This window comes from Fructobacillus sp. CRL 2054 (genome assembly GCF_028764065.1).
GTDB lineage: Bacteria > Bacillota > Bacilli > Lactobacillales > Lactobacillaceae > Fructobacillus.
In genome coordinates, this window is sequence record NZ_JACOFN010000009.1 from 1 (window position 1) to 22,545 (window position 22,545).

The following is a 22,545-nucleotide window of genomic DNA, read 5'->3' on the forward strand; positions in this document are numbered from 1 at the left end:
ATGGCATCTTTGAATTCCTGTGAGTAACGTGGCCTTTTAGTCATGTGCTGATTTCCTTTTTAGTCTTGGGATAATTATACAGTGGACGATGCATAAAATCTGTCCATTTTATCAGCATACGAGCAATAAGCAAAATAAATAAAATTATTAATTTGTTTCGTTTGGACATTGTACTTTTTGCTACTTTTCGCATTTTCTTTTCCCCTCTATTTTTTACACGACCTAATACTACCACTAATTTATCGCACCGGAACAAATAAAAAAAAGAAACACCTTTCAACATTTCGTTGAAAGGTGTTTCTTTTTTTCTCTTATGCACCAAAAATCTTGGCAACTTGTACTTGAATCTTGCCCAAGAAAGTTTCTTGGTCCTTTTCAGATTGTGCAAAGTCTGCTTCGTTGATGCTTTGGTTCTTTTCATCCAAGGCATCGGCCATCATCTTTGTGGCTGCGGCATAGTCAGCATAAGCCTTTGCCAAAGTCTTGTGAACGCCCATAAAGCGAACGGGTACTTGCAAGACTGCCAAAGTCTTGGCGTTCTTCTCATATGCTGCAACGGCATCGTCGAATTCAGCCTTGATTTCGCCGAATTCGGCCTTGGCCATGTCGGCGACTTTACCAGCTTGCTTTGCTTCATCCAACTTAACGAAGAATGGTGATACGTGATCAGCAGTGTCTTGTGTGTTTTGCAAAACTTCTTGCAAAGTCGTTACATAGTACTGCATTTGTTTAGGGTTAAATTTTGCCAATGTCTTATCCTCGATTAAAAAATGTTCGTTGTGTCCATTTTACCAGTTCAACGATGACAATGATAGAAAGGGATGCGCCAATAACAATGAACCACTGGTATGGATCCAAGTTTGTCACGTGGAAGATTGGGTTCAATGGCTTAATCACAACAACCGCCATCATGGCGATGAAGGAGAAGAAGAGCGCACCATTGAAGAAGTGGTTCTTAAAGGCTGACGCGTTCAACTCGGAGTTGTAAACGGACTTCACGTTAATGGCGTTCACCATTTGCATCAAGCCCAAAGTCATGAAGGCCATTGTCAAAGCGTCGCCGTGTACCAGCGCTGAACCAGTGTGATCTGGAAAGGCCAAGGCCAAGCCATATACCGATAGCACAATGGCTGCCTGAACAATTCCCTGCCAGATAATGGCTGGCCCTACTCCTCCAGAAAGGAAGTTAGCGTTCTTACCACGTGGCTTCTGGTTCATGATGTTTGGCTGCGCAGGCTCCAATCCTAGCGCAATCGCTGGGAAAGTATCCGTCACTAAGTTAATCCACAAAATCATAACCGGTGCCAGAACTTCCCAACCGAGCAAAGTCATTGTAAAGATGGCAATGACTTCAGCCAAGTTGGAAGCCAGCAAGTACTGCAAGGCCTTTTGGATATTAGCAAAGACCTTTCGTCCTTCCTTAACCGCCGAAACAATGGTTGAGAAGTTATCGTCGGCCAAGACCATGTCGGCCGCTTCCTTGGAAACTTCTGTTCCGGTAATCCCCATGGCCACTCCGATATCCGCCGCCTTCAAAGCTGGCGCATCGTTGACGCCATCCCCGGTCATTGCCACAACCTTGCCCTTTTGCTGCCAGGCTTGGACGATTCGAACCTTATGGGCAGGCGCCACACGGGCATAGACTTTGACATCCTCGACCCGCTTTTCAAAAGTCTCATCCGATAATTCGTCTAATTGCGCCCCCGTCATTACGGCTTGGCTGCGGTCATCGGACTCTTCCAAGATTCCCAAACGACCGGCGATTGCTGCCGCGGTTTGTGGATGGTCACCGGTAATCATCATTGGACGGATGCCGGCGGCCTTGGCTTGAGCAACGGAATCTTTGACCTCAGGGCGTTCTGGGTCAATCATGGCAACAAACCCAACTAAGGTCAAGCCGGTTTCCATCTCGTCAGACTTAGCTTCTGCTGGCAAAGTCTTCAAAGACTTCTCCGCAAAGGCTAGCACACGCAAGGCTTGATCAGCCAGTTGGCCGTTAACCTCTTGATAGCGTTTCAAGTCAGCATCAGTAAAATCACGAACTGTACCGTTTTCCAGCACAGAATCAACACGAGAAAGAATCGAATCCGGTGCCCCCTTCACCGTCACCTGGTAGGCATCTCCCGCTTCATAAATGGTCGTCATCAACTTTCGTTCTGAATCGAAAGGAATCTCTTGCAAACGATTCTGACCACGTAATTCTTCCAAACGTTCTGGACGGTACTTCTCGTTGAAGTCAATCAAGGCTGTTTCGGTTGGGTCTCCCACCAATCCTTCGGCCGTTAGCTGGCTGTCATTATTCAAAGTCATGATATCGCCTAGAATACCCGCCGACTTGGATAAGTCCGTCGATTCGAATGGGTTTTGCACAGCTAAATCAATAATCTCGCCATTCAAGACGACTTTTTCAACCGTCATCTTGTTTTGCGTTAGCGTTCCGGTCTTATCGGAACCAATGATATCGGTTGAACCAAGGGTTTCAACGGCTGGCAACTTACGAACTAAAGCGGCCTTCTTGGCCATCCGTGCAGTTCCCAATGCCAAGGTAATCGTGACGATGGCGGGTAATCCTTCCGGAATGGCCGCAACTGCCAAGGAAATGGCCGTTAAAATCAGATCAATAATTGGCATATTCTGGGTGAAGTAACCAATTACGAAGGTCAAAATCGCAATAAATAGGATTAAGTACGTCAAAACCTTTGACAAGGACTTCAAGTTTTCCTGCAGTGGCGTCTTCGTTTCGTCCTGACCCTGCAAAGCGCCGGCAATCTTTCCAACTTCAGTCTGCATACCCGTCGCCACAACGACACCGTGAGCACGCCCGTAAACGACATGGGCGTTCATGAAGGCCAGGTTGCTCTGATCTCCCAGTGGCAACTTATCCTCTGTCAAAGTCTTGCCCGTCTTCTCGACAGGAACCGACTCCCCAGTTAGGGCCGCCTCTTCCACACGCAGGTTCATCACATCGACCAAGCGTAAGTCGGCGGGCACAACATCCCCGGCTTCTAATGAAACCAAGTCACCAACGACTAAATCAGTTGCAGGCACCTGCTCTGGCTGACCGCCACGAATTACGGTCGCCTTGGGCGTTGCCATCTTCTTCAAGGCATCGATAGCGTTTTCAGACTTAGACTCCTGGAAAACACCAAAGATGGCATTGATAATTACGATTGCCAAAATAAATATGGCATCGGTTTTTTCTCCGGTCAAAGCAGCTACTAGAGCGGCCGCCAACAAGATACCAATCATTAAATCCTTGAACTGATCAACAAACTTTGCCAGAAGTGACTTTTTCTTCTTCGACGTCAGTGTATTCGGACCGTTTGTTTCTAATCGCTGACCAGCTTCCGCTGCTGATAAACCATCCTTTAGATTCGTCCTTAAATCGCTAGCCAAATCTTTGCTATCCACTTGGTAAAATGACTTTTCCAACGTTTTCTCCTTTTATCTATACTTCCTAAGAAAGAAAAAGAGACCTATGAGAGTAGGAAAAAATCCCACTCTCATAAGTCTCGCTGTTTAATGCTGAGCCGGTGCTTACGCACGATAAAAGGTTTAACACCTCGGTTTGACGGTACTCAGCAACGACTAGGTCGCCAGTTACTCCCTTAGGAAGAGTTGTTACTGTTATTATAGCAAGCACCTAGTAAAAGGACAAATCCGTTTACAAATATGAAAGAACATCAACTCCCCCAGTTGGTGCTCTTTTCTTGTCCTTTATTCAGGACCAGTCCCTCGATAAGAACTAGCCAAATCCCCTTTTTTAATCTTAATTTCATTTTCTTGTTGACATCTTTCAAAACAGCGGGTAATATTATCAACAAGATATCAATACATAAACAAGTTGATCAGGAAAGTACCTGCTAAGCAAAGCGTAGAGAGCAACCGGTTGGTGAAAGGTTGCGTGCGGGCAGTAGGGAAAATGACCTGTGATTGGCAATTGCGAATCGGTTTACCGTTAGCGATTGACGAGTTGGCCTTCGTTACCAAGGCACACCATTCGGATAGGATCATTCTCCGCGGCCCGATGGTTAGTGAGCAGCATCGGGGTAACTCGGTGTGACAACCTCAGAATGGTAACGCGAAGTCGCTTCTGTTTTTTCCACGTGGAAACAGAGGCGGCTTTTTTTGTTGCCCTTCAATGTAAATACTTTCAAAAAGTACAGGAGAAAAAGCATGTCAAAGAAAAAATGGATTATTTCAGGTATTGCTGTTCTAGCAATTGCAGCCGTTGGTTACTTTAGTTTCGGTAACCACGATTCAAAGGAAGATAAAACAATTACCGTTGGTCGCATGTCAGCAACCAAGCAAGACGACCAAGTGTGGGACACAATCAAGAAGGAAGCCAAGGACAAGTACGGTATTACCGTTAAGGTCAAGTACTTCACGGACTACTCACAACCTAACAAAGCCTTGACTTCAGGCGACGTCGACGTCAACGCCTTCCAGCACTACGCCTTCTTGGATGCCTACAACAAGAAGAACAAGACGGATATCGTTTCAATTGGTAAGACAGTGATTTCACCAATCCACCTTTACTCAACGACTTACAAGTCAGTTTCTGACTTCCAAGACGGTGACACAATCGTCGTACCAAACGACCCATCAAACGAAAGTCGTGCCCTCAAGGTATTGAAGTACGCCGGACTTATCGATTTGAAGGATGGCGACCTCGTAACGGTTAAGGACATCACGAAGAATCCAAAGAACTTGAAGATTAAGGAATTGTCAGCTGATCAAACAGCTCGTTCAATCAACGATGTTCAAGGAGCCGTTGTTAACGCAAACTACGCTTCAACTGCTAAGCTTTCAGAAAAGGGTGCCATCTTCACGGAACCTTTGAACAAGGATTCAGAAAAGTGGGTCAACTTGATTGCGGCAAACAAGAAGGACAAGAACAAGAAGCTTTACAAAGACTTTGTTAAGGCTTACCAGTCAGATGCCGTTAAGAAGGCCATCAACAAGGCTTACGGTGACACATCAATTCCTGCCTGGGACCGTTCATTTAACTAATTCTTCTATTAAAGTGGGGACATCCCCACATACATAAACAAAATGAAAGGAAAGCACCACATGACTATCGCTAGAGAAACTTACTTAGACCTACTAAAAGAACTTGTCGCCATCCCCTCCGTTTCAGCTAAGCGTGAGAACTTACCGGAAGCAGCACAGCTCATTGCCGATGCCCTTACCGAGCTCGGTGGTGAAACAACGGTTGATGACCACTACTTCGCCCCACTCGTTATCAGCCTTTTCAAAAGTCAAAAGGAAAACGCCAAAACGCTCATCATCTACAATCACTACGATGTGCAACCAGCCGAACCCTTTGACCTTTGGAAGTCCGACCCCTGGACGTTAACGGAACGCGAAGGTCATCTCTATGGACGTGGTGTTGATGATGATAAAGGAAACATCACGGCCCGCTTAACCGCCTTAGCCGAATACCTGGATGAAAACAAGGGCGAACTGCCAGTTAACATTCTCTTCGTTATTGAGGGATCTGAAGAAACCGCTTCACAACACCTTGATGACTACTTCAAGGAACACCCTGAAATTCAGGGCGACCTCATCATCTGGGAATCTGGTTCCAAGGATAAGGACGGCCGAGTTGTTCTTTCCGGAGGAAACAAGGGAATTGTTACCTTCAACTTAAAGGCCAAGACCGGTGGTATCGACCTTCACTCCTCACTGGCAACTATTGTTGACTCCGCTCCTTGGCGCTTGTCACAGGCGCTTGCCACTTTGTTCGATAAAGAGGGTCGCATCCAGGTGCCTCACTTCTATGATCAAGTCAAAAAGCCAAATCAACACGAGCGTCAACTAATCGAACAGCTACCTGATACCAAGGAAGACTTCATTAAGAAGAACCAGATTGAAGCACCCCTGCTATCCGATAAGCGCGGGGTTGACTGGAAGCAGGCCCTCTACTTCGAGCCTAGCTTGAACATCGAAGGAATTACCAGTGGTTACCAGGGCGCCGGTGTTAAAACCGTTCTTCCTGCCGAAGCCACTGCCAAAGTCGAAGCACGACTTGTACCAGGTATGGATCCTGACAAGACTTTGCAAACGATTAAAGATTACCTGGTTGCACAGGGCTTTGAAGACATCGAAGTTGAAAAGACGCTTGGCCAAGGCGGTTACCGTTCCGACATGACAGACCCCGAAATCGAACGGGTCATCAAAGTTAGTGAAAAAGAAACCGGCGAAGAACCCGTGGTCACCCCCACTTCTGCCGGAACTGGCCCAATGAACTACGCCTACGAAGCAACGGGTACCCCGATCATTTCCTTAGGAATCGGTTATCCTGGCACATTGGACCACGCGCCTAATGAAAATATTCGCTTAAAGGACTATGATGAAAACGTACAGTTCCTAAAAGCAATTATCGCTATTTATAAAGAATAAAGAAAAGAATAATGTCTAAGAAAAGCAAAATCATCAACTCCATCGTCCTCCTCGTCATTTTGGTTCTCGGGTACTTCTCCTTTGTACAGCCAAATCAAAAGTCAACGAAGACGGTCACCGTCGGAATCATGTCTGCCAACAAGCAAGACGACGCCATTTGGTCACAAGTAGCTAAAACCGCTAAGAGCAAGTACGGAATTACCCTTAAGTTCAAACGCTTTACCGACTACTCCCAACCAAATAAGGCCCTCCAAAACGGTGACGTTGATTTGAACGCTTTCCAGCACTACGCTTTCCTAAACGCTTACAACAGTAAAAACGATAGTAACATCAAGGCAATTGGTAAGACGGCAATCTCTCCAATCCACCTTTACTCACAATCCTATAAGTCTGTACAAGACTTCCAAGATGGCGACACCATCGTCGTACCAAACGATGCGTCAAACGAAAGCCGTGCCCTTTACGTCTTGAAGAACGCCGGTTTGATTAAGCTTTCATCCGGTTCAAACCTGAAGACAACTAAAGATATTACAGCCAACCCCAAAAACCTTAAGATTAAGGAAATCTCAGCTGATCAAACCGCTCGTACGCTGGGCGATGCTAAGGGTGTGGTCGTGAACGGAAACTTCGCTACGGCTGCTGGCCTTTCATCAAAGGACGCCATCTTCACAGAACCGCTTAACAAGGATTCAAAGTCTTGGGTTAACATCATCGCCGCCCGCGGTAAGGACCAAAATAAGAAGATTTATAAGGACGTAGTGAAGTCTTACCAGACTCCTGAAGTCAAAAAGATTATCAAACAACAGTACGGTGATTCAGAGCTGCCAGCCTGGGACCGCGACTTTAATTAAAAAAACTAAACAACCAAAGAAAGGACGGCTCCCATGACAGCCCCTATTATTTCATTAAAAGACATTGACGTGACTTTCACGCCAAAAGGTAAAACCATTCATGCCGTACAAGACGTTTCCATTGACGTTCAAAAGGGCGACATCTACGGTATCGTCGGTTACTCCGGTGCCGGTAAGTCAACCTTGGTTCGTACCGTTAATCTCTTGCAAGAACCAACTTCTGGTTCTGTAACAATCAACGGCGAAACCTTCTTTAGTAAGACCGATAACGGCGCCACACAAAAGATTAAAGGTAAGGAATTAAAGGAAAAGCGTCGTAAGATTGGAATGATTTTCCAACACTTCAATCTTCTAAACGAACGAACAGTTGAAGAGAACGTTCTCTTTGCCTTGGAAAACAACAAGGAAAAGGAAAAGATTAAGAAGGAAAAAGTCGCTGAGCTCTTGGAACTAGTCGATCTTTCAGACCGTGCTAAGCAGTATCCTTCTCAACTATCCGGTGGTCAAAAGCAGCGTGTCGCCATTGCCCGTGCCTTGGCCAACGACCCCGAAATCTTGATTTCCGATGAAGCGACTTCCGCCTTGGATCCAAAGACAACCCGTCAGATTTTAGACCTATTGAAGAAGTTGAACAAGGAATACGGCCTTACGGTCCTTCTGATCACCCACGAAATGGAAGCCGTTAAGGCAATTGCTGATAAGGTTGCCGTGATGCAAAACGGACGTGTGCTTGAAAAGGGTTCAACATTGGACATCTTTACGAAGCCACAGGCTGAGTTAACAAAGGAGTTCATTGCAACCGCAACAAACCAAGATCAGGCAATCCAGGCAATCACTGATAGTGAAACAGTTAAGAACCTACCTGCTGATCAGACTTTTGCAGAGTTGAAGTACACAGGTAATTCAACAAACAAACCATTGATTACCAGCCTCTACGAACAATTCGGCGTTGTCGCTAACATCCTCTATGGAAACATCGAGGTCTTACAAGGTACCGAAGTCGGTTCACTCTTGGTTATCCTTTCAAGTGAAAAGGACAATCTTGATGACGCACTCGCCTTCCTCGCATCACAAAACGTGTCCGTTAACATTTTGAAAGGAGCACAAGCATGAGTACATGGTTTTCTGAAACATTCCCAAACGTCGTCTACCAAGGATGGGGCGGTGATACTGGCTGGGGAACAGCCATCTTCCAAACACTCTTCATGACTTTCTGGTCTGCTGTCTTCGGCGGATTGCTTGGATTGATTTTCGGTGTTGGACTTGTTGTAACGGGTCCTAAGGGAATCACGCCAAACAAGACCCTCTTCTGGATTTTAGATAAGATTGTCTCGGTCTTCCGTGCCGTGCCATTTGTTATCTTGTTGGCCTTCATCGCACCATTTACCAAGGCCCTCGTTGGTACTCAAATTGGTATCAACGCTGCCCTGGTTCCCCTTTCATTGGGAGTCTTCCCCTTCTACGCCCGTCAAATTCAAGTGGCCCTTTCAGAAGTAGATAGCGGAATCGTTGAAGCTGCTCAAGCAGTTGGGGCTTCCTTCTCCCAAATCGTCTTTGGTGTTTACATCAAGGAAGGCCGTTCTGAAATCATTCGAGTTTCAACGGTTACCTTGATTTCATTGATTGGTTTGACTGCCATGGCCGGTGCCATTGGTGCCGGTGGTATTGGTAACATGGCCGTTGCTTATGGATACAACCGTTTCGCCAATGATACGACGCTCTTTGCTACTTTGATTGTCTTGATCATGGTCCTCATTGTCCAAGTGACTGGTGACTGGTTGGCACGTAAGTACAACCACAAGTAAGCTACTTTAAAAGTCCTGTGCAAATGCACAGGACTTTTTCATTACCATCTTCAAAAATGTCACGTAAATAAAACAATTTTCTTATACATTTTCCACTAATTTACTGGTACAATGTTTCTTTGTCGGAGGTCTTGAAAAGTGACAGAAAATCGTTTTCCATCCCATGAGCGCGTGCTTTTTGCTAGTTTACTAACAATGACAGCAGGATCATTGGATGCTTATTCATATCATATGCACGGACAGGTTTTTGCTGGTTTACAAACCGGAAACATTGTCCTCTTAGGCATTAACATTAGTCAACTAAAATGGGGCAATGCTGGACAATATGCCTTTTCACTCATGGCCTTCGCCATCGGTACCTTGATTGTTAAACTATTCCAACACTACCGGGTAAAAATGGACTTTTCCAAGACAAAAGAACGTCAATATGTACTACTCTACATGACCGTTCTACTAACTTTATCCGCCTTAATTGGCTGCTCACTTCCAAATGTCTTTGGTACTGCTATTCTTTCCATTACAGCAGCGGCTGCCCTACAGGAGTTCCGTGTGCTAAAAGGAAATGCTTTCATGCCACTCCTGATGACCGGTAATTTACGCACACTCTGTGCAGCAGCCTATGAAGGATTCATTCAACGCGACCCCAAGATGGTTGAACGAACACACGACCTTTTGCGTGTTATGCTTTCCTTCTTCATCGGCGCTTTAACAATCTCATTATTAATTCCAATGGTTGGCCAATACGCCATCCTTTTCTCAGGCTTCCTAACGCTCTGCATGAGTCACATTGTGGCCTGGAACTAAAAATATTAAAAAGACCGTTCTGCTGTTCACGCAGAACGGTCTTTTTTTACATTGATCCAGGTTTTTGAACGGATAGAAATGACGATTTTCCGTCACCCAATAGCAGAGCCTGCCCTACCGCTAACTGTGGCAATTTCTTCAAAAGACGTCTTGAAAGCATGAAATCCTGCAAATCATTAGTAGCCTGGTAACGGTGAATTAACGTTCTAGCGAACTGTCCCTGCAAAGCTTCTGGTAAATCCTGCATTGATTGCGTTGAAATCGCGACGTTTAAATTCACCTTGCGTCCCTCTCGCAGTAGATGGAAGAGCCCGTTCTCATTAATTGGCTGGTCTACCGGGATATAACGGTGTGCTTCATCTAAGAAAATAGCTACCGGTAATGCCATCCGACTCTTCAGGCGGTTTAACAGGATGGTGTCCATCAGAAAGGAAAGCAACCGCTTTTGGACTGCTGGATAAACTTGTAAGGCCGATAGGTCAATAATTAAAGAACGCTTCTGATTCACCTTTCCTTCAAAGGTTTTCAAGATAAAAGGCAAGTCATACTGCGTCATCTTTGACTCAACCGGCTTAAAATGAAAAATCCGGTTTAAGGTATCATCTACTAAAAGCTGTTCCAACTCTTGAATTTGTGGCCAATATTGTTGAATTCGAGCACGATCAAGTTCTTGCCCAAGGACGCTGTAGTCCGCCCTTTCGTCAGTAAAAGGCAACACGAATTCTTGTACCAACTGTTTTGCTAGCAATCCAATGGCGTAGTTCTGATTCAAAATGGTTAGGGCTTTTTCAGACTCTTCAAATTCGGCTACCGGCCGATTGACTTTGCTATACAATTCCCGTGAATAAGGGTTCTTCATGGCCTGAATGCGCAGAGAAATAATGGCCGACTGCAGCTTTGTCGTTAGCTCTGAATCCCAATTTAAGCCTAGCAGATTGGTGATCTCTTCTGCAGATAAAGAACGGATATCAATAAAAGCGTTCTGGCCAATCTTGTAAGTCACACGATTATCCAAATCACGGCTGTACTCCCCGGTTGGATCAAACACCATGTTGGTCACGTTGTTCTTTTGCAGCTCGTTAATGATTTGTTTAGCCGAAGTGGATTTACCAGAACCAGTTTGTCCCATTATCAAAAGGTGTTTGGAAAGTAATTCCGAATAGTCAATGGAAAAAGAACGGTGCCAAGCACCTTGTCCAAGATAAAGTTTTGTATTTTCATCAACCATCTATCTACCTCACCAAACAAATTGTTAGCTCTATCTTAGCAAAAAAGCCCGCCGCTTTGCGGAGGACTTTATCATCTTTATCGTGTTAACTTAAATTCAAATCGATCGCCAACGTAATAGGAACGAACGTATTCAAATGGATTATCCTGCTGGTCGTAAGAAACCTGACGGACGGCCAATATGGGATCACCACGTTTAATTTCAAGCAAGGCTGCCTGACGTTCGGTGGCCAACGAGGCCGTAATCGTCTGGTTGGCCCGCCCCGGTTGAATACCAGCATCAATCAAAGTTTTATAAAGTGACTCGGTTAATTCTGATCGAGTAAAGTTATTGACCAATTTAACCGGTAAAGTCGTTTGCTCGAGCAAGATGGGTTCGTCATCCCCCAAACGCAAACGTTCCATCACTAAGACTTCATCTTCAGCCTTCAAATTCAAGTGATCCATTTCCGAAACGGATGGCGTTGTCACCTTGTATGAAACGGTGACCGACTGTGCCTTACGACCGGACTTTTTCATCAATTCCGTAAAGGAGGTTACACCCAGCGCACGTTCTGAAACCTTTTTCTCGGCAACGAATGTTCCAGAACCAACGCGTCTTTCCAAAATTCCTTCATCCACTAAAGTCTGAATCGCCTGACGTAGTGTCATACGAGAAACATTAAATGATGCGGCTAATTCACGTTCAGCGGGCAGGCGTTTGTTGGTTTTCCACTCACCGGCTGCAATCCGTTGACGAATCTCGTTATGAATTTCAATATACCGTGGTATAGCCATGGTAGAAACCTCCTCAATTGGATAAGTGCCTTTTAATTAGGATTTATCCCCAAGTGTTATCTTTTATAATTATAATTGGTCTAGTCTGACAATTCAAATAACATTTTGCTAGTATCCAGCTATAAGGGAATTCTAACCTAAGAGAGTTAAAGCAAAAATAAAAAAATCGATTTTTTTGCTTACAACCCCTTGCAATTTCTTCAAAAATTAGCTAATATATATCAAGTAATTGCCCCTTGGCCAAGCGGTAAGGCGGTGGCTTCTGGTGCCACTATGCGCTGGTTCGAATCCAGCAGGGGCAATACATAAAAGCGGAACCGATTTGGTTCCGCTTTTTTTATGATTAATTTTACGGCGTATAATATGCTATGATATTAAAAAATATAAAAGGAGCCCCCATGAATATCCGTCCGTTAGAGAAACGAGATTTACCACACATTTACCGCCAAAAGAACTCACGTTCTGTTATGGCCCTTTGGTTCGAAGAGCCCTACAACTCTTTTGACGAATTGACTTTACTCTATGACCGACACGTACTCGATCAAACAGAGCGTCGTTTCGTCATCGAAAAGGACGGGGAATTTGCGGGCGTCGTCGAATTGATGGAAATCAACACCATCCACCGTCATGCTGAAATTCAAATCATTATTGACTCAAAATTTCAGGGACACGGACTTGCTCAGGCAGGAATGCGTGCTGGTATCGAATATGGCTTCAACGTCTTAAACCTACATAAGATTTACCTCTACGTTGACGTTGATAATGCAGCTGCCGTTCATATCTATAAGAAGATCGGCTTTGAAGAAGAAGGATGCTTGAAGCACCACTTCTTCGCCGAGGGACGGTACCACGACTCATACATGATGGGACTCTTTGCCGATGATTTCCGTCAACCAGCTGCTTCTGAACCAAAAGTCGATTAAACAACAATCGTAACTAGTTATTTTTTCAAAGAGAAAATTTACCATGACCAATAAAAAAGACATGCGCTTTTCAAAAGCTGACCAAGCGATTCAGGATTCTTTTCTAGAACTCCTCAAAAAAAATGAATTTAGCAAGATATCAGTTAAAAAAATCATCGATGAAGCGGGTATCAACCGGTCGACTTTCTACGCCCATTACTTGGATAAATACGATTTAATGGATAAAATCCAAGATTCTTTACTAGATAGTTTAATTAGCGATTTACCTGACGTCGACTGGACTACTCAAGGCCCCCTCGTTGAACAATTTCAACAGCGATCCATTCATATTGTTCAAAATATTAACCAACACCGTGAGTTAGTTGCACTGATGCTTTCTGACAACGCTGGTCACACTTTTGAAAGTCACCTTCAGGAACGCGGCATGGAAACCTTCTCCTCTGCCATCGACGATGAGCACCTAGCCATTCCTCGCGACTATGCAATGGTCCTTTTAACCTCTATTGTCAGCACTATGTTAACGACTTGGGTTAAAAAGGATTTCGCCGAAAGTACCGAAGAATTCACGAACATCATTAAAGAAATCATGCCGAAAGTAGTCGTTCAACTGATTAAATGACCAACACTTGTTTTAAAGTTGTTTATTAACTCAATTTATCCAACTTTTAACCAACGTTTGTTGGTTTTTTTATTTTTTAAAACTCCCTATACTTAACGATAGCTTATTGATAGAGAGGAAATTATTATGAAAGCATCAACCCCAAAGTTTATTCTGACTTTGGCCGTTGGCTTGACTGTCGTGTTGTCAATCATGATGACCGCCTTTGCAACGCCAGCTGTCAACTCAGGTGTAAACAATGTCCCAATCGGAATCGTTTCAACAAACGACGAAGTTTACCAAAAGATGGCCAAGCCACTTGATAAGAAGGGCTTCGACGTTACACAGTATAAGTCAGTTTCAGCAATGAAGGACGCCGTAAACGAACGTAAGATTTACGGCGCCTTCGATATCTCAGAAAATGGCGACATGACTTTGTACAAGGCAACGGCTGCTTCAACTGCTGTTGCACAAGCCTTGGAAACCATTGGTAACGGAGTTGTTACCCAGCAAAAGGCTGCGGCAAAGGCTCAAATTCAACCAATGCAAGCACAAACAACCGATGCCAACACATTGAAGGCATTGGATGCCAAGGTTCAAGCAATCGACGCTAAGACTTTGACGGTTAAGGAATTGAAGTCCTTCCCTTCCCGCGATACAAAGGGTGCAGGTCTTGTTGCCGGTGCCTTGCCAATCGCCCTTGGTGGTTGGATTGGTACTGTTGCCATTGCCAACGTTGTTAAGGGGAAGAATCAAAAGTTCTGGGCAGCCATCGCTTTTTCAATCATTGGTGGATTTGGCTTGGTTGCTGTTATTCAATTCGGAATCGGTACCTTTAACGGTAACTACTTCCTAACTTCATTGGGCGCAATGCTCGGTATCGCCGGAACAGCCTTCTTCGTTCTTGGTTTACTAGAAGTCATGGGAAACGGTGGACTTGGAATTGCCGCTGTTATGCTTATCTTACTCGGTAACCCATTGTCTGGTCTTGGATCAGCCCCTGAAATGTTGCCTAAGGGCTGGGGCTTCTTAGGACAGCTCTTGCCACCTGGTGCAACTGGAACGCTCTTGCGTAACGTAACCTTCTTCGATGGTAACGCCATTGCATTACCAGTTTGCGTATTAGCAACATATGTTATCGTTGGTATGATTCTATTCAAGATTGGTAAAAAGTCAGTTCTTGTTGAAACTGTCTAAAATATTGATCTTTCGATAATAAAAAGCAGCAACTTGTTTTAAGCAAGTTGCTGCTTTTTTTATTTGAGTAACTTATTGTAAAACAGCCACTTCTGGATACTTACCTTCCAACGATTTCAACATCTTCTGCCATTCTTCTTGAGACAGCTGATCAGTATCGGCTTTTTCTTGCATCATGTAAAGATTTTGCCAGAGATAGCGCTTATTATGGAAGCCAAAAAAGAGTTCCCGGCCATTTGCTAAATAGACGTCACCTAGCTCATTTTTAGTGTATTGAACAGGTTGGTTCCAATCGTACTTGATGTCATTAATCAGCTTCTGACGGGACTTCTCAGTGGTATTATAGCCACGCCGATTCATTTCCCTCTTCACTAACTCGGTGTAGACTTCTAAATCTTCAATCGGATAATCGTTCAATCGGTTCACGGTGGCATGATTTACTTCACCATGCTTCGAAATTGCTCCAGTAATGGCCAAGCATTCCCGCCATTGTCCCAAAAGATTCTGCCTTGAAAGTGTCGGTATTAATCGGTAGTGCCACAAGCGCATCGCAACTCTCCATTCAAATGGTTTTTACTCATTATACGAAATTTCAGAATACTCTTCTACAAAAAAAGTCGCTGCTAAAAGCAGCGACTTTTTATTAATATAATTAATCAAACCAGTAAGTTGAAATATAAGTTCCTGTCGCGTCGTCACAAGTCTGAAGCCCCATTGCATGAGTTGATGTCAAATCTTCAACAGTTTCCAGTGAATCCAAACGCTTCATTCCATGACGGATGTCTGTCACATGGTAAGTCTGTCCATTAACGACTACTTCATCCCCTACTGAAAGCTGACGAACGGCTGAACCAGCACTTGACGCAGCCTCTGCAAGGTAATAGTTAGGAAGGGCTGACCACTGGAAAATATAAGGTGTCCAGCGTGGTGTATTTCCACCTGTAGTATTTGAGAACCCAGTAATATCCCAATGCTTACCTAGGAAGTTAAAACCATCTGTACGTGTTGTCTTAGAAGCGGCAGAATTTGTTGCAGGGGCTGCATTAACTGCTGAAGTAGGCTGCGTTTGCGTAGCCGTTGCTGAAGCATCGGTAGCAGCTAGTTTTTCAGTACTAGTCTGTGTATTCGTTGCCACTTCCGGTTGGACTGTCGTTTGTGTCTGTTCCTGCTTCTGATCTTGAGCTTGATTCTTTGTATCATCTTGTTTCTTATTATCAGCAGCCTTAGCAGCCGTCTTTTGAACCTTAGCCTTAGCCTGCTCGGTCTTTAATACTTTGGCCTGAACTGCTTTCTGGTGTGTGCTCTGTGCTTGAATATAAGTAACGCCAGATGCAGATGCAAGGGCGATTGCGGTAACACCGCTTAATAAGATTGCTTTTAATTTCATAATTTTTCTCCATAACTGAGTTAACTCACTCAGAATAACAGGGTGGAGATTTCGGAGGCATATCAAGAAGTTGCAAAAAGATTGACCTTATTTAACAGAAATATTTCTTACAATAATAAGACTTTTAAGACAGACAACCACGCTTGGTAATATGCGCTTTTTATTAATAAACTTTCTCTTTGTTTCAAGAATCTTTCTTCCTTAACGTTTACGCGTCTTAATCGTTTTTTTGGAATAGCCCTAAGAGCCTTAGAATTGGGATTTGAACGATTCTATTTTCTGATTTAAGAATCGCTATGACAAAAAAACAAACAAAAAAAGATACGAACATCCGTTCGTATCTTATGGTAAACTATTTTCATCAATAACATTCCACTACAGCCTTTCCAAGCACACTGTAATCAAAATGCTACTTAGCTAGGAGGAAGAAAATATGGTCGAACCCGCTAATTTCCTTGACTGGGATAGCCAACTTAAAAAGCTTCAAGAACACTACAATATTTCTATACAAGGAATTGAAACCGCCGTCCGCACAATTAAAAAATATTCCTATTATCATTTAATTGAAAAATACCAAGATTCTTTACGTAAAGCATCAGATTCGGATTCCTTCATTGACGGTATTTCAATCGAAACACTAGGTGTTATCCAAATGCTTGAAAATCGTCTTGCCTCCGAAATACTACAGGCAATTATTTCAATTGAAAAAAACCTAAAGTCCGTTTTCCAATATGAGCTTGCCAACCAATTTGGCCTATTAGAAGAAGAATATTTAAATCCAATTCATTATTCAAAAAAGGGGCAACTCACTAAACAAGTTTTACACACTCTTCGTCACAAAAATCAGCACAGCAAAAATGTATCAAAAACATTACTAACCTATCGCAGGACTGGTGACATTCCACCCTGGATACTAGTGGAAAATATTTCTTTTGGTCAATTCAACTGCTGGCTTCAAATTTGCTCTACTGACATAAAACAGGCCGTTATGAAAGATTTCTTTCTTCCCTCTTCTATTAATAGAGAAACCTTAACCGCTTTCCAAAATACGATTAACTATTTAATCGACTTTCGTAACGGTCTAGCCCATGGGGAGTCCATCGGTCAAATCCGTTCAAAGACTTCTCTAAAGCTAGCCTACATCCGCTCTTTTTATTCAGAAACAATACTATCCGATGAAGAGTTTAATAGGGGCTATGGTCAGCAGGATTTCTTCGGTCTTCTACTAGTTATCGGTACTCTTTTAAAACAGAGCGAACGGCAAATATTCAAAGATCAGTTAGTAAATCTCTTAAACATATTTGATAGTCTTCTTCCAATCAATGAAGAGCCAATGAGACGCATTCTCGGACAAATACCTATCAATATTATGGAACGATTTGAAAAAATAATATAAAAAAAGGACATCGAATACGATGTCCTTCTTTATCTAATAGTGCCGACTAACGGACTCAAACCGTTGACCCCCTCATTACTAGTGAGGTGCTCTATCAACTGAGCTAAGTCGGCAAAATTAATACTCAATAATTGTAGCAAATGCTAGCAACTATGACAACCAAATTTTATAAAAAATTTGGTTATACGGATGACAGGAATCGAACCTGCACGGATATAATCCACTAGAACCTAAATCTAGCGCGTCTGCCAATTCCGCCACATCCGCATGTCTTAAGCAACTATTAAATAATACTGGAATTATCGCCAACCGTCAAGCAAAATCAATAAAAAAAGTGGTGACTTCGTCACCACTTTTTTATTTCAAATCATCATCTAATGATTTCGTTAAATTTGACACCTTTTCTTCGTGCCGTTGCGCTTGTTTAAGCTTAAAAATATAAAGCGTAATTGTTCGAATAATTGCGTAGAAAGGAACTACGACAATCATTCCAATCATCCCCCACAAATTACCAGCAGCCAGAAGTAAGAGCATAACTGTTAATGGATGAATTCGTAGAGACTTTCCAATCAACGCTGGATAGATAATTGAACCGTTAATCTGCTGAACAATGGCCATCAAAATAACAATTCCAATTAACATTTTCCAGTTAATCGACAAAGCGACCAAAACGGCTGGGAATACACCAATAAAAGGTCCAACATAAGGAACGATATTTGCAACCCCAGCTATGAATCCGAGCAACCAGATATAAGGCAAGCCAATCACCCCAAATCCAATGGACATTGCAAAACCAACAAAGAGCATTTGAATGGCTTGTCCTGAAATGTATCGCTCAATCGTACGGTCTAGTTCCTTACCAAGAATTTCAACATCTTCCGCTCGGTTCTTAGGGAAGAACTTTTGAATAGCAGGAAGAAAACGATTGGAATCCGACAGCATGTAGAAAACGATGATTGGCACTGTTAGCGCCCCGATTGTAAAGGAGGTAGCAGCTCCCACAACACCGGTCAATGTTCCAGCTGTAATCTTTATAAATGAAGAAGAATACTGTGAAACCGCATTTCGAATATCCTTATCTGATATCGAAAGATTCAGTCGTTTAAACCAAGGTTCCTCAATCATGTGTTGCACATAGTCTTGAGCATGATTCATAACGGACGGCATTGAAGTAACTAAGTTTGTAATTTCATTTAAAATCAAAGGAACAAAAATCATCAAGGCACCGACAATCACCACCATGAAAACGGTAAAAGTGATAATGACGGCAAAGGTTCGAGGCAACTGCCAGGAACCAATTTTGATCTTTTCAATCACCTTTTGCAAGGGTTTCAAACAGTAATAGAGAAAACCCGAAGTAATCAAAGGGATAAAGACCGTTCCACAGAAAACCCCGATGGGCTTCATTAGGAAATCAAAACTGAAGACAATCAGAAGTAAGGTAGCGAGGGCTAAAAGCTCAATTGTCCAGAAGAATACCTGCTTTAGTTTTTCATTTGGAAACATTAAAGTTGCTCCTTCAATTTATCTAAAATTTTATGTTGAACCTTTGGTAATGCAATGGCTTCCTGTTCTTCTACAGATAAGAAACGCTGCCCTTCCTTCAATTCAACAGGGGTCTCAATTTCAACAGGCCAAATTTCCCACTTGCGATGGGAAAAAACGTGGGTAATGGGCTTGATGGTCAATTGCTTTCCATCAATTTCTTCTATTGAACTAATAGAACGCAATGGTAAGGTCCAAAATCCTGCAAGGAGACCAGTTTCTGGACGTTGCTCGTACAATAGTCCACCCTTTTCATTATAAATGACTAAGGCCTGATAACGTTGCAAAACTGGCTTTTTCTTCTTTGTTTTAACCGGATATTGATCTTCAACCCCATCTCGGTAGGCAGCATTATACTTACGAACGGGCGAATGCAATGTATCCGGATCAACCGTCTTCATATAAGAAGTTCCTAAGTCCATAATAGCCTGGTTAAAGTCACCTGGGCGTTCTGGATCAACAATCGGTTCAACAGCGTTATAAAAGACCTTACGGGTCTTAGGTTTAGCAATATCATCGTCAATTTTCAACAAGCGTGAAAAAACTCGGAAGAAATTACCGTCGATGGCGGGAACTACCTGTTTAAAGGCGATGGAGGCAATGGCCGCAGCAGTGTATGGGCCTACACCTGGCAGCGCAAGTAAATCGTCGTATGATTCAGGCCACTCCCCCTTCAGGTCCAAAGCAACGACCTTAGCGGCTTTGTGAAGGTTCCTGGCTCGAGAATAATATCCAAGCCCTTCCCAAAGCTTTAACACTTTTTCTTCAGGTGCTTCAGCTAAATCTTGGATCGTTGGTAATTCTTTCATAAACCGATTAAAATACGTAATAACCGTGTCTACCCGAGTTTGCTGTAGCATTAGCTCAGATACCAAAACTCGATAGGGATTATGGTCTACTCTCCACGGCAAATAGGACCTACCTTCTTGGTCATACCAAGTTAATAAGTCTTTACGAAATGCTTTTATTGTTTGCTCGTCCCAATTCTCCATAACCAGTATTATAACACTTGAAAAGCCCCTTTGATTCGGGTATAATCAAATTCTGTACGATAGAATTTTAAAGTTTAAATATAAGGAGTACCACTATGGCAGTCAAGACACCATTGAATTCATTCGCCCGTGGCCGCAAGGTTGGTCATGATGCAAAGAAGAAGCGCCGCCTCGAAGCCGTTGCACAATTGCAACAATGGGCTAAGGGAAAAGACGTTGAACTTCCTAAGACTAAGTAAAGAAAGTTAGCCTCTGGCTAGCTTTTTTTCTTGCCTATTTTTTGCTAAAAAAGCGCTATTTTCCTTGTTTTGTCGCCTTGTAATCTTTATACTAAGTATTAGTAATGAACTACTTGGGGTACCCACTATGATTATTTCAGTAACTAATAAACAGCGCCGTCATGCTCTGCTAGCAGCGCTCCTATTTATCGTTTTAGCTGTCTTAATTGGCACAAACGCCAGTTGGCCAGCTGATATGGATGAATCAGTCCGTTTCTTCATGACAGGTATTCAAACCTCTTATGGTGATGCCATTATGTCAGTTGCAACTTTCTTAGGTTCGCCTGCAATGAACTTATTTTATGGAATCATCTTGGCTTTGGTTTTGCTACTTGCAGACTTAAAACTACCTTCACTTTGGGTGATCCTTACAATTTTTGGTGGCGTTGTTATCACACAGATTATCAAAATCATGGTACACCGTGATCGCCCCGTTGGTCATTTGCTAACGGATAGCGGCGCTTCATTCCCCTCACAACACGTAACAGCGATGTGGTTAACGGTCTTCATCATGTTCCTTTTGGTGACACCAAACATTTCATCAACATTGATTCGTATTTTAACGAAATGGTTCTTGATCACGTTAACATTGATGACCATGTTGTCACGCCTTTATTTCTCAGCGCACTTCTTGACTGACACAATCGGGGCCTTCCTTCTCGCATACGTTTGGGTAATCTTCTGTGCATCTCTTTACCCAATGACTGCTACATTCTTAAAGAAAAAGTTCTGGATGTTTAAAGACCAGGAAGCTTAACAAAACAAATAAAAAAGCGATGACCGAAAGGTCATCGCTTTTTTATATTTAAATATCATAATCTGAATCAGACATAGATTCCGCTTCACCAAGGAGGTAACCATTACCAACCGCGGAGAAGAAATCGTGATTTGATGTTGATGTTGAAATACCATTCATAACAACAGGGTTCACATCATCAGCTGAATCAGGGAACATTGGTTCCTGTCCCAAGTTCATCAAAGCCTTGTTCGCGTTATAACGCAGGAATACAAGAACATCATCTGTCCAACCAATTTGGTCATAAATTTCGTGCGTAAACTGCTCTTCGTTCGAATACAAGTCAAAGAGTAGGTCATACATCCAAGCCTTCAGCTCTTCTTGCTCGTCTTCAGAAAGCTTTTTGAAACCAACTTGGAACTTGTAGCCAATATAAGTTCCGTGAACAGATTCATCTCGCAAAATCAACTTAATGATTTCAGCCGCGTTAACCATCTTGTTGTGACCCAAATAATAGAGGGGCGTAAAGAAACCTGAATAGAACAAGAACGTTTCTAGGAAGACCGAAGCGGCCTTCTTTTGCAAAGGTGTTCCATTATGGTAGATATCATTAATCTTATTTGCCTTATACTGCAAAAACTCGTTATGATCAGCCCAATCAAAGGTTTCATCAATTTCACTCTTATCATTTAGTGTTTCAAAAATTGATGAGTAAGACTTAGCGTGAACAGATTCCATAAACTGGATATTGTTCAAAACCGCTTCTTCTTTTTGGTTAACGGCATCTGCCCGTAATGAAGCCATTCCATCCTGTGATTGGAGGGTGTCAAGCGTTGTCAAACCTGCAAAGACCAAGTTATATACTCGGCGTTCCGCATCATCCAGTTCACCACGCCAAACACGCAAATCGTTAGAGATTGGCACACGTGTATCCAGCCAGAACTGCTGAGTCAATTTTTCCCAAGTTGCCTTATCTAGTGAATCCTCAATATTATTCCAATTCACCGCTGTATAAGAACCTTGATTAACGTGTTGCATAATTATTCTCCTAACGTCTCTTTGATACGAGCAAAAATCTTTTCAGCTTCACGCTGCGTTCCTCTTAACTCATAATCACCAATAACTGGTACGTTGTACTTTTTGGCATAACGTTTTGCTGTCAAAATGTACTGATCGTTGAAATTACGATTACCAGATCCAATGACACCGCGAAGGTAACGAGCGTTGTTACCATAATCAACATAGTCGCCCAAGCCATTTGTAAAAATCTCGATTACTTCCGGCCCCGTACCCGTTCCACCGTTCAAATAGGTTGGTACTAAAATAACATAGGGTTTCTTTTCATGAGCAAAGTCATTTTCTTCACCAATTTCAAGCACGGAAAGCTGGTCGCCCGCTGCTTCAGCCTCAGCTTTTAACTTATTAATAAAGGATTCGGTATTACCCTCAATGGACGTGTATAAAACACGGTATTCAGACATGTAACCTTCTCTCCCTTCTCATATCACACTGTATATTCATCACAGACTATTCAAGAGCATAGCCGTAACATTTAAAATGATTGCACCCGTTAAGAGTACCATATGTACAACAAGCTTCCGCTTGTTTTTTATTTTTTTAAGAA

The 22,545-nt window shown here is 42.9% G+C and carries 22 protein-coding genes, 3 tRNA genes and 1 other annotated feature; of the genes, 13 read left to right on the plus strand and 12 right to left on the minus strand.

Going from position 1 to position 22,545, the window contains the following annotated elements:
* Positions 1 to 311 precede the first annotated feature (311 nt).
* Positions 312 to 749 (minus strand): chemotaxis protein, encoded by a 438-nt coding sequence (locus H7198_RS04815; protein ID WP_274458649.1) that lies wholly within the window; start codon positions 747 to 749, stop codon positions 312 to 314.
* Between the two features lie 4 nt (positions 750 to 753).
* Positions 754 to 3,432: a cation-translocating P-type ATPase gene (locus H7198_RS04820; protein WP_274458650.1), complete on the minus strand. Its 2,679-nt coding sequence runs from the start codon at positions 3,430 to 3,432 to the stop codon at positions 754 to 756.
* A 403-nt stretch (positions 3,433 to 3,835) separates the two neighbouring features.
* Positions 3,836 to 4,098 (plus strand) — a binding site (T-box leader).
* A 78-nt stretch (positions 4,099 to 4,176) separates the two neighbouring features.
* On the opposite strand from H7198_RS04820, the gene H7198_RS04825 reads away from it, so the two are divergent.
* From H7198_RS04825 to H7198_RS04850, 6 genes are all read left to right on the plus strand, one after another.
* A complete protein-coding gene (locus H7198_RS04825; protein ID WP_274458651.1) occupies positions 4,177 to 5,013 on the plus strand; it encodes a MetQ/NlpA family ABC transporter substrate-binding protein in 837 nt (278 codons plus the stop codon).
* Positions 5,014 to 5,073: 60 nt separating this feature from the next.
* Entirely contained in the window at positions 5,074 to 6,405 is a 1,332-nt protein-coding gene (locus H7198_RS04830; protein ID WP_274458652.1) for a M20/M25/M40 family metallo-hydrolase, read from the plus strand.
* A gap of 11 nt (positions 6,406 to 6,416) precedes the next feature.
* Positions 6,417 to 7,256: a MetQ/NlpA family ABC transporter substrate-binding protein gene (locus H7198_RS04835; RefSeq protein ID WP_274458653.1), complete on the plus strand. Its 840-nt coding sequence runs from the start codon at positions 6,417 to 6,419 to the stop codon at positions 7,254 to 7,256.
* A 33-nt stretch (positions 7,257 to 7,289) separates the two neighbouring features.
* Positions 7,290 to 8,369: a methionine ABC transporter ATP-binding protein gene (locus H7198_RS04840; protein WP_274458654.1), complete on the plus strand. Its 1,080-nt coding sequence runs from the start codon at positions 7,290 to 7,292 to the stop codon at positions 8,367 to 8,369.
* Positions 8,366 to 9,061: a methionine ABC transporter permease gene (locus tag H7198_RS04845; RefSeq protein ID WP_274458655.1), complete on the plus strand. Its 696-nt coding sequence runs from the start codon at positions 8,366 to 8,368 to the stop codon at positions 9,059 to 9,061. The genes H7198_RS04840 and H7198_RS04845 overlap by 4 nt, the downstream gene beginning before the upstream one ends.
* A gap of 138 nt (positions 9,062 to 9,199) precedes the next feature.
* Positions 9,200 to 9,865: a YoaK family protein gene (locus H7198_RS04850; RefSeq protein WP_274458656.1), complete on the plus strand. Its 666-nt coding sequence runs from the start codon at positions 9,200 to 9,202 to the stop codon at positions 9,863 to 9,865.
* Between the two features lie 46 nt (positions 9,866 to 9,911).
* Here H7198_RS04850 and H7198_RS04855 read toward each other — a convergent pair whose 3' ends face one another.
* A complete protein-coding gene (locus tag H7198_RS04855) occupies positions 9,912 to 11,093 on the minus strand; it encodes an ATP-binding protein (RefSeq protein ID WP_274458657.1) in 1,182 nt (393 codons plus the stop codon).
* A 77-nt stretch (positions 11,094 to 11,170) separates the two neighbouring features.
* Positions 11,171 to 11,869, minus strand: coding sequence for a GntR family transcriptional regulator (locus H7198_RS04860; protein WP_091502260.1), 699 nt, complete (start codon positions 11,867 to 11,869; stop codon positions 11,171 to 11,173).
* Positions 11,870 to 12,099: 230 nt separating this feature from the next.
* Between H7198_RS04860 and H7198_RS04865 the strand changes: the two genes are divergently transcribed.
* The 4 genes from H7198_RS04865 (at position 12,100) to H7198_RS04880 (ending at position 14,587) form a co-directional block, all read left to right on the plus strand.
* Positions 12,100 to 12,171: transfer RNA gene (locus H7198_RS04865), tRNA-Gln, on the plus strand.
* Positions 12,172 to 12,267: 96 nt separating this feature from the next.
* Positions 12,268 to 12,792 (plus strand): GNAT family N-acetyltransferase, encoded by a 525-nt coding sequence (locus tag H7198_RS04870; RefSeq protein ID WP_274458658.1) that lies wholly within the window; start codon positions 12,268 to 12,270, stop codon positions 12,790 to 12,792.
* Positions 12,793 to 12,835: 43 nt separating this feature from the next.
* A complete protein-coding gene (locus H7198_RS04875; RefSeq protein ID WP_274458659.1) occupies positions 12,836 to 13,411 on the plus strand; it encodes a TetR/AcrR family transcriptional regulator in 576 nt (191 codons plus the stop codon).
* Between the two features lie 126 nt (positions 13,412 to 13,537).
* Positions 13,538 to 14,587: an ABC transporter permease gene (locus H7198_RS04880; RefSeq protein WP_274458660.1), complete on the plus strand. Its 1,050-nt coding sequence runs from the start codon at positions 13,538 to 13,540 to the stop codon at positions 14,585 to 14,587.
* Between the two features lie 72 nt (positions 14,588 to 14,659).
* On the opposite strand, the gene H7198_RS04885 is transcribed toward H7198_RS04880, so the two are convergent.
* Together H7198_RS04885 and H7198_RS04890 are read right to left on the minus strand one after the other, a co-directional pair.
* A complete protein-coding gene (locus H7198_RS04885; RefSeq protein ID WP_274458661.1) occupies positions 14,660 to 15,136 on the minus strand; it encodes a pyrimidine dimer DNA glycosylase/endonuclease V in 477 nt (158 codons plus the stop codon).
* A gap of 103 nt (positions 15,137 to 15,239) precedes the next feature.
* Positions 15,240 to 15,974 carry a hypothetical protein gene (locus H7198_RS04890; RefSeq protein ID WP_274458662.1) on the minus strand — a complete coding sequence of 245 codons (735 nt, stop codon included), beginning with the start codon at positions 15,972 to 15,974 and terminating at the stop codon, positions 15,240 to 15,242.
* A 433-nt stretch (positions 15,975 to 16,407) separates the two neighbouring features.
* Between H7198_RS04890 and H7198_RS04895 the strand changes: the two genes are divergently transcribed.
* Positions 16,408 to 17,370, plus strand: a complete 963-nt coding sequence (locus H7198_RS04895) for an Abi family protein (RefSeq protein ID WP_274458663.1) — start codon at positions 16,408 to 16,410, stop codon at positions 17,368 to 17,370.
* 40 nt (positions 17,371 to 17,410) lie between these two features.
* Here H7198_RS04895 and H7198_RS04900 read toward each other — a convergent pair.
* From H7198_RS04900 to mutY, 4 genes are all read right to left on the minus strand, one after another.
* A tRNA-Thr gene (locus H7198_RS04900) sits at positions 17,411 to 17,483 on the minus strand.
* Positions 17,484 to 17,554: 71 nt separating this feature from the next.
* Positions 17,555 to 17,637, minus strand: a tRNA-Leu gene (locus H7198_RS04905).
* 90 nt (positions 17,638 to 17,727) lie between these two features.
* Complete coding sequence (locus H7198_RS04910) at positions 17,728 to 18,876, minus strand: AI-2E family transporter (RefSeq protein WP_274458664.1); 1,149 nt, start codon at positions 18,874 to 18,876, stop codon at positions 17,728 to 17,730.
* Positions 18,876 to 19,907 carry an A/G-specific adenine glycosylase gene (gene mutY / locus H7198_RS04915; protein WP_274458665.1) on the minus strand — a complete coding sequence of 344 codons (1,032 nt, stop codon included), beginning with the start codon at positions 19,905 to 19,907 and terminating at the stop codon, positions 18,876 to 18,878. The genes H7198_RS04910 and mutY overlap by 1 nt, the downstream gene beginning before the upstream one ends.
* Positions 19,908 to 20,002: 95 nt before the next feature.
* Between mutY and H7198_RS04920 the strand changes: the two genes are divergently transcribed.
* Complete coding sequence (locus H7198_RS04920) at positions 20,003 to 20,146, plus strand: hypothetical protein (protein ID WP_200769372.1); 144 nt, start codon at positions 20,003 to 20,005, stop codon at positions 20,144 to 20,146.
* Between the two features lie 127 nt (positions 20,147 to 20,273).
* Positions 20,274 to 20,942 carry a phosphatase PAP2 family protein gene (locus tag H7198_RS04925; protein WP_274458666.1) on the plus strand — a complete coding sequence of 223 codons (669 nt, stop codon included), beginning with the start codon at positions 20,274 to 20,276 and terminating at the stop codon, positions 20,940 to 20,942.
* 48 nt (positions 20,943 to 20,990) lie between these two features.
* Here the strand turns inward: H7198_RS04925 and nrdF are convergent, their stop codons facing one another.
* Both nrdF and H7198_RS04935 read right to left on the minus strand, forming a co-directional pair.
* A complete protein-coding gene (gene nrdF / locus H7198_RS04930; protein ID WP_274458667.1) occupies positions 20,991 to 21,959 on the minus strand; it encodes a class 1b ribonucleoside-diphosphate reductase subunit beta in 969 nt (322 codons plus the stop codon).
* Positions 21,960 to 21,961: 2 nt separating this feature from the next.
* Positions 21,962 to 22,402, minus strand: coding sequence for a class Ib ribonucleoside-diphosphate reductase assembly flavoprotein NrdI (locus H7198_RS04935; RefSeq protein ID WP_274458668.1), 441 nt, complete (start codon positions 22,400 to 22,402; stop codon positions 21,962 to 21,964).
* Between the last annotated feature and the right edge of the window lie 143 nt (positions 22,403 to 22,545).

What these genes read in the sequence shown, in the direction of transcription:
- H7198_RS04845 (WP_274458655.1), top strand. Translation starts at nt 8,366, where the DNA reads ATGAGTACATGGTTTTCTGAAACATTCCCAAACGTCGTCTACCAAGGA.
- nrdF (WP_274458667.1), bottom strand. Translation starts at nt 21,959, where the DNA reads ATGCAACACGTTAATCAAGGTTCTTATACAGCGGTGAATTGGAATAAT.
- H7198_RS04840 (WP_274458654.1), top strand. Translation starts at nt 7,290, where the DNA reads ATGACAGCCCCTATTATTTCATTAAAAGACATTGACGTGACTTTCACG.
- H7198_RS04875 (WP_274458659.1), top strand. Translation starts at nt 12,836, where the DNA reads ATGACCAATAAAAAAGACATGCGCTTTTCAAAAGCTGACCAAGCGATT.
- H7198_RS04885 (WP_274458661.1), bottom strand. Translation starts at nt 15,136, where the DNA reads ATGCGCTTGTGGCACTACCGATTAATACCGACACTTTCAAGGCAGAAT.
- H7198_RS04880 (WP_274458660.1), top strand. Translation starts at nt 13,538, where the DNA reads ATGAAAGCATCAACCCCAAAGTTTATTCTGACTTTGGCCGTTGGCTTG.
- H7198_RS04860 (WP_091502260.1), bottom strand. Translation starts at nt 11,869, where the DNA reads ATGGCTATACCACGGTATATTGAAATTCATAACGAGATTCGTCAACGG.
- H7198_RS04895 (WP_274458663.1), top strand. Translation starts at nt 16,408, where the DNA reads ATGGTCGAACCCGCTAATTTCCTTGACTGGGATAGCCAACTTAAAAAG.
- H7198_RS04910 (WP_274458664.1), bottom strand. Translation starts at nt 18,876, where the DNA reads ATGTTTCCAAATGAAAAACTAAAGCAGGTATTCTTCTGGACAATTGAG.
- H7198_RS04925 (WP_274458666.1), top strand. Translation starts at nt 20,274, where the DNA reads ATGATTATTTCAGTAACTAATAAACAGCGCCGTCATGCTCTGCTAGCA.
- H7198_RS04890 (WP_274458662.1), bottom strand. Translation starts at nt 15,974, where the DNA reads ATGAAATTAAAAGCAATCTTATTAAGCGGTGTTACCGCAATCGCCCTT.
- mutY (WP_274458665.1), bottom strand. Translation starts at nt 19,907, where the DNA reads ATGGAGAATTGGGACGAGCAAACAATAAAAGCATTTCGTAAAGACTTA.
- H7198_RS04830 (WP_274458652.1), top strand. Translation starts at nt 5,074, where the DNA reads ATGACTATCGCTAGAGAAACTTACTTAGACCTACTAAAAGAACTTGTC.
- H7198_RS04835 (WP_274458653.1), top strand. Translation starts at nt 6,417, where the DNA reads ATGTCTAAGAAAAGCAAAATCATCAACTCCATCGTCCTCCTCGTCATT.
- H7198_RS04935 (WP_274458668.1), bottom strand. Translation starts at nt 22,402, where the DNA reads ATGTCTGAATACCGTGTTTTATACACGTCCATTGAGGGTAATACCGAA.
- H7198_RS04920 (WP_200769372.1), top strand. Translation starts at nt 20,003, where the DNA reads ATGGCAGTCAAGACACCATTGAATTCATTCGCCCGTGGCCGCAAGGTT.
- H7198_RS04825 (WP_274458651.1), top strand. Translation starts at nt 4,177, where the DNA reads ATGTCAAAGAAAAAATGGATTATTTCAGGTATTGCTGTTCTAGCAATT.
- H7198_RS04855 (WP_274458657.1), bottom strand. Translation starts at nt 11,093, where the DNA reads ATGGTTGATGAAAATACAAAACTTTATCTTGGACAAGGTGCTTGGCAC.
- H7198_RS04870 (WP_274458658.1), top strand. Translation starts at nt 12,268, where the DNA reads ATGAATATCCGTCCGTTAGAGAAACGAGATTTACCACACATTTACCGC.